Origin of the sequence: Pseudoduganella flava (assembly GCF_007830495.1) — a bacterium.
GTDB lineage: Bacteria > Pseudomonadota > Gammaproteobacteria > Burkholderiales > Burkholderiaceae_D > Rugamonas > Rugamonas flava.
The window spans coordinates 428,943-434,942 of record NZ_VLKW01000005.1 but is presented as its reverse complement, the minus strand read 5'-3'; the positions used below and the strand labels follow the sequence as shown (position 1 = coordinate 434,942).

Genomic DNA, 6,000 nt, shown 5'->3' with positions numbered 1-6,000 from the left:
GCTACTTCGCCGCGCGCGGCATGGCTGCGCAGGCGATGCACAGCAACCACTGAGCGGCGCGCACTGCGCAGCAAATGAGCCGGCCATGTGCCGGCTTTTTTTGTCCGCGCTGTTCGCGTTGGCTGAGCTTTCATCCCGGAACGGAACTTATCGCAGATATTACGGTCGCTCCTGCTGCCGGGGTGCAACGGCCGCCCGCAGCCAATGCTCGGGGATGATGAGTGCCGCCGCGTCGAGCACCATTTGCCAGCCGGCGTAATTGGCCAGGTAGCGGCTCGCGACACCGCAAAAACTGCGCAGCCAGGTCTTGAAGCGGCTGTGCCAGCCATTGACGCCGTTGACGTGGATGGCGCCGCGCGCGTACTCGCCGGCGCGCACGTTGATCGCCCGATGGCTGATCCCGGCCAGCTTCGCAAAGGCCGGATAGGCGGCAGCACCGTCGCTGACCAGCAATGCATCGCCCGCCAGCACCGGTTTCAGGAAGCGCAGCAGGCGCCCGGCGTCCGGCTCGCCCTGGCCGGCATGAAAAGCGTGCGTGGTGTCGCCGCGATCGCGCGCGACCAGCACACACTCGTGCTGCTTGCTTATGCCGCGGCACGTCGCCTTGCCCCCGCGCTTGCGCGGCGGCCTGTCGAGATGGCGCGAGCCCTTCTGCGATTCAAGGACATACGTTTCGTCGGCCTCGACGATGCCCTTCAGCGTTGGCGGCTCCTCGCGCCGCACGGCGGCAACGAAACGGTGGCGCCAGCGAAAGCTGGTCGACTTCGCAACCGCGACGCGTTCGGCGGCAGCGCGCACCGTGCGCGACTCGATCAAGCACTGAAAATATGGGAGCCATTTGTCGCGATGCCGTAGGCGCGCCAACTGCGTGCCGGTCAGCGCATTGAAGCTGTGCCGGCAGGCGATGCAGCGATACCGCTGCAAGCCGTTCGCGTGGCCGCTGCGGTGACAGCGCGCATTGCCACAATGAGGACAGGCACACCGCCCCTTCGCTTGTTCGATCAGGGCGAGGCAGCGCCCGGGCGCCTCCAGCGCGGCGAGCCAATCACGCAAGCAAGCGATCTCGTCAGCCGATAGCGGCAGCTGGGCCAGTGTGCGAAACAGGTGTTGAAAGCCGCTCGTGCCCATCTTTGCCTCCTGTTATCGATGAGTTATCTCAACAGAAGATCAGACAGCGTTGATGCCTGGAAGTTCCCCAACCTTACGCGAACAGCGCGTTTTTGTCCGTCAGGGCAGGGGACGAATCCAGCCCCGGCCGGCCTGCTTGGCCAGGTACATCTGCCGGTCCGCTTCCCGCAGCAGCTCGGCGGCGTCCAGCTCTCCCTCGAGAGCGTGCAATGCGATGCCGATGCTGGCGCCGATGGCCGCTTCCCCTGCGCCTGCCGCCACCGGCTGCACCAGCGCGGCAATCAGCTTTTCCGCCACCGTGCGCGCTTCCGCCAGCGTGTAGGGTTGCCCCTCCAGCACGACGACGAATTCGTCGCCGGCCAATCGCACCACGCTGTCGTTCGCCCGTACCGCAGCGCGCAGCCGGCGCGCGACCTCGCGCAGCAGCTCGTCGCCCGCCTCGTGGCCGAGGCGGTCGTTGACGGCCTTGAAGCCATCCAGGTCGATGAACAGCACGGCAAAGCCGATGCCGTGGCGGCGCGAGCGTGCCTGCGCCTGCGGCAGCAGTTCGGCCAGCGCGCGCCGGTTCAGCAGCCCCGTCAGCGGGTCATGGCGGATGTCGTGCTCGCGCTGCGCCTCGGCGCGCTTGCGCTCCGTGATGTCGTGCAGGAAGGCGGAGAACGTGACACGGTCGTCGATGCGCGTCGCGTGGATCCGCACCTCGACCGTCAACGCGCTGCCGTCCTTGCGGTGGGCCGGCAGTTCCAGCCGCTTGCCCAGCACCACCGCCTCGCCGGTGGCGCGAAAGCGGGCGATGCCCCGCTCGTGCTGGGCGTGCATCTCCTGCGGAATGATCAGGTCTTCCAGGCGCCGGCCCTGCGCTTCGTCGGCCGTCCACTGGAAGGTGCGCTCGGCCTGGCGGTTCCACGCGATCACGCGGCCCGTGTCGTCGATGCCGATGTAGGCGTCGTTCGCGTATTCCAGTACGCTGGTCAGCTGCGCCTCGCGGGTGCGCAGCGCCTGCTCCGCGTGCCGCTGGCTGGCGATCGCGGCCGTCAGCCGTTCGTTGGCGCCCTGCAGCTCGCGGGTGCGGGCGCGGACGCGGTCTTCCAGGTCCGCATGCAGCGCGGCCAGCTGCTGTTCCGCTTCCTTGCGCGCCTGGATGTCGATGACGGCCACGATGAAGTAGGCCGGCTGTCCCGCATCGTCGCGCTTCAGGCTGATGGTCGTGTGCACCCACACGGCGCCGCCGTCGTGGCGCAGGTAGCGCTTCTGGCGTTCGTACTGGCCGATCCGGCCGGCCAGCATTTCCTGTACGGCCGCCTTGTCGACGGCCCGATCGTCCGGGTGGGTGATCTGCCAGAACGTGAGCTGGCGGAATTCCTGCTCGCTGTAGCCGAGGATCGCGCAGGCGGCCGCGTTGACGGTCATCCAGCGCCCTTGCATGTCGATCAGCGCGATGCCGAAGCTGGCCAGTTCGAAGATCGAGCGCAGCCGCTCCTGCGTGGCGCGCATCGCCACGTCGGCCGTGTGCAGGTGATCGCGCGCGGCCGACATTTGTTCGCGCCGCTGCACTTCGTCGGCGACGATCGCCGCCAGATCTTCCAGCGCGGCCAGCTCGGCGGCGGCGAGCGCGCGCGGCCGGGTGTCCATCGCGCACAGCGTGCCGATCGCATGGCCCGCCGCCGTGCGTACCGGCACGCCGGCGTAGAAGCGCAGGCCCGGCAGCCCCAGCACGAGGGGATTGGCGGCGAAGCGGGGATCTTCCAGCGTATCCGGCACGACGAGCGGCGCGTCCTGGGCGATCGCGTGGGTGCAGAACGAGATGTTGCGCGGGGTTTCCGTGAGCGGTGTACCGACGCGCGACTTGAACCACTGGCGCTCGGCATCGACCAGCGAGAACAGCGTGACGGGCACGCCAAGCAGCTGGCTGGCGAGCCGCGTGACGCGGTCGAACACGGGCTCGGGCGGCGTGTCGAGCAATTGCAGTGCGTGCAATAGCGCGACGCGCCCCGCTTCGTCGGGCGGCCGTGGATCGCGGCTTGATATCGGCTCGTTCATGGCCGCATTGTAGCGGCTGCAGTGAGGCGCGCCGCGCGGGTGGCGGGCTGCCGTGCCGACGGTGCCGGCGCTCAGTGCCGCAGCCCGGCGCCGTCCTGTCCCCGCACGGGAGCGCGGCGCGGCACGCGGCCGTCTGCCGGGGGCGACAGCACGCGCAAAATGGTTTCCGGCGGCAGGCCGTGCTGGCTCAGGTAGGCCCAGGCCAGCGCGGCGCCGCGCTCCGCGTCGAAGCGGATACCCTGGTCGACGACGTCGGCAAGTGCCGAGTTACTGCGGCGCTCGCCATCGCGTGCGGGGTCGCTGCGCCGGTCGCCGGCGCCATCGCGGGGGTCGTCGCTGCGTCCGTCATTGCGTCCGTCGTTGCGTGTTCCTGCGCTTCTATTGCTGCGTTTGTCGGAATTCATGCGGGCTCCCTGAGCGGAACACGGGCGGTTTGGACAGCATCCGCTGTTGCAAACCGCAAGTCAAGCTGACTCATGTATTTTCTGGCGTACCGGCCGGGATTATCGCACCGGCGCGGCGCCTGCTCCGCACGGCAGACACCGCTTCGGCGCGCCATCTCAATGGTACTGGTAGCGTTGTTCGAACTCGTCCAGCGGCAGCGGCGGCGCGAACAGGAAGCCCTGGAAGGCGTCGCAATGCTGCTCGCGCAGGAAGGCGAACTGGCGCTCGTTTTCCACGCCTTCGGCAATCACCTTCAAGCCCAGCGTCTTGCCCAGCGCGACGATCAGCTCGGCGATGGCGCCCGCGTTCGCCTCGGCATCGACGCCGCTGACGAACGAGCGGTCCACCTTCAGCGTGGACAGCGGGAAGCGCTTCAGGTAGCTGAGCGACGAGTAGCCGGTGCCGAAGTCGTCCAGCGAGAACAGCACGCCGTGGGTGCGCAGCCGCGCCATCTTGGCGATCACATCCTGCACGTCGCCGGCAAACGCGCTTTCCGTCAGCTCCAGCGACAGCCGTTCGGGCGGCGCACCCGTTTCGGCCAGGACCGCCAGCACCCGCTCGGCGAAGTCGGGCTGCTGCAACTGGCAGACGCTGACGTTGACGGCCAGTGCCAGGTGCGCCAGCCCCGGCAGGTGGGCCCACCGTTCCAGGCAGACGCAGGCTTCGCGCAGCGCTTCCAGGCCGATGGCGACGATCAGCCCGGTGCTTTCCGCCAGGTCGATGAACTCGCCCGGCCCGACCAGGCCACGGCGCGGGTGCTGCCAGCGCACCAGGACTTCGCCGCCGACGAGCCGGCCTTCGGCATTGAACTGCGGCTGGCAGTGCAGCGGGAATGCGTGCTGGCCGAGGCCGTCGCGCAGGTCCGCCTCCAGCGTGCTGCGCTGCTCGATGGCGGCCTGCATGGCCGGGTCGAAGAAGCGCAGCGTATCGCGGCCGGCGCGCTTGGCGTGGTACATCGCGATGTCGGCCTGGCGCAGCGCCGCTTCCACCGAACCGACCTCCTTGCCGAACAGGGCGATGCCGATCGACGGCGTGATTGTCGCGTTGCGCGGCGGCGCGCCGGGCCGTGCCAGCGCGTGCGGCCGCGCCAGCACGTCGAGGATCTTGCGCGCCACCTTGCCCGCCTCGATGGCCGCATCGCCCGGCGTCGCCGCCAGTTCTTCGAGCGCGACTGCGAATTCGTCGCCGCCCAGCCGCGCCAGCTGGTCCGTATCGCGCACGGAATGACGCAGCCGTTCCGCCACCTGGCACAGCAGGCGGTCGCCCGCCTCGTGGCCGTGCGCGTCGTTGATCTGCTTGAAATTGTCGAGGTCGACGAACAGCAGCGCGCCGACGGACGCCGTGCGCGCGGTCCGCAGCGCGATGCGGCGCAGCTGTTCGAGCAGGTGGCGGCGGTTCGGCAGCCCCGTCAGCTGGTCGAAATACGCCAGGTCGTGGATGCGCCGCTCGTGTTCCTTGCGCTCCGTGAGATCGGTATTCGTGCCGGACAGCCGCACGGCCCGGCCGCTGCCGTCGCGCAGGACGAAACCGCGCGACAGCACCGGCACGTAATGGCCGTCGCGGTGGGCCAGCCGCATCTCGATCGCGAACGTGCTGTCGTGTCCCGTCAACAGGGCGCGGATGAATTCGCTCACGGAACCGATGTCGTCCGGGTGCGTGTAGCGGCGCCATGTGCTCTGGTCGACGGCTTCCACCTGGGGCGGATAGCCCAGCATGTCCCACCACCGGTCGGAGTAATGGCATTCGCCGGTGCGCAGGTCCACGTCCCACGTCGCATCGGTCGAGCCCAGCAGCGCGAGGCGCAGCCTTTCCTCGGACTTGCGCAGGCGCGCTTCGGCCTCCTTCAGCTGCGTGCAGTCGATGAAGCAGATGACGACCTCGCACACGGCGCCAGCGTGGTCCAGCACGGGATAGCCGCTGCACAGCAGCCAGCACGGCTCCGTATCGCCGGGCCGGCGCAGGCCGACGACGAGGTCGCTCAGCTCGCGGCGGCTGTGCAGCACGCGCCACATGGGGTGGTCATGCTCGGCCAGCGGCTGGCCATCCTCGTCCATCAGCACCCAGTCGTCGCGCGACGCGGCCGCGCGCGGCAGCGACGTGTGGTCGCGGCCGAGTATGCGCTGCGCTGCCCGGTTCGCGTCGCTGACGCTGCCGTCGGCCCGGTGCACGACGACGCCGGCCGGCAGATGGTCGAGCAGCTCGCGCAGGCGGAGGTTCGTCCGCGCGGCGGTTTCATCGGCTTTCATGGTGATCTCCGATCGCATCGTAGCGCGGTGGCACGGGCGGCGGCGCGTCGCACGATATTGCGGAAAAAGCCACACCGCACGTGCCGATTGCCTTTAAAGAATTTTTCGTGCAATATGGTAACCGTCCGCCGCCCCCAAACTC

At 69.0% G+C, this 6,000-nt stretch carries 4 protein-coding genes; all 4 read right to left on the bottom strand.

The window, feature by feature from the left end:
* Positions 1-159 precede the first annotated feature (159 nt).
* Entirely contained in the window at positions 160-1,128 is a 969-nt protein-coding gene (locus IP92_RS15835; protein ID WP_229418813.1) for an IS1595 family transposase, read from the bottom strand.
* Between the two features lie 99 nt (positions 1,129-1,227).
* The gene (locus IP92_RS15830; RefSeq protein WP_229418812.1) at positions 1,228-3,168 is read right to left on the bottom strand and encodes a PAS domain S-box protein; all 1,941 of its coding nucleotides are present in this window, start codon (positions 3,166-3,168) and stop codon (positions 1,228-1,230) included.
* 71 nt (positions 3,169-3,239) lie between these two features.
* Positions 3,240-3,572, bottom strand: coding sequence for a hypothetical protein (locus tag IP92_RS15825; RefSeq protein ID WP_145876569.1), 333 nt, complete (start codon positions 3,570-3,572; stop codon positions 3,240-3,242).
* 156 nt (positions 3,573-3,728) lie between these two features.
* Complete coding sequence (locus IP92_RS15820; RefSeq protein WP_145876567.1) at positions 3,729-5,858, bottom strand: putative bifunctional diguanylate cyclase/phosphodiesterase; 2,130 nt, start codon at positions 5,856-5,858, stop codon at positions 3,729-3,731.
* Positions 5,859-6,000 lie beyond the last annotated feature (142 nt).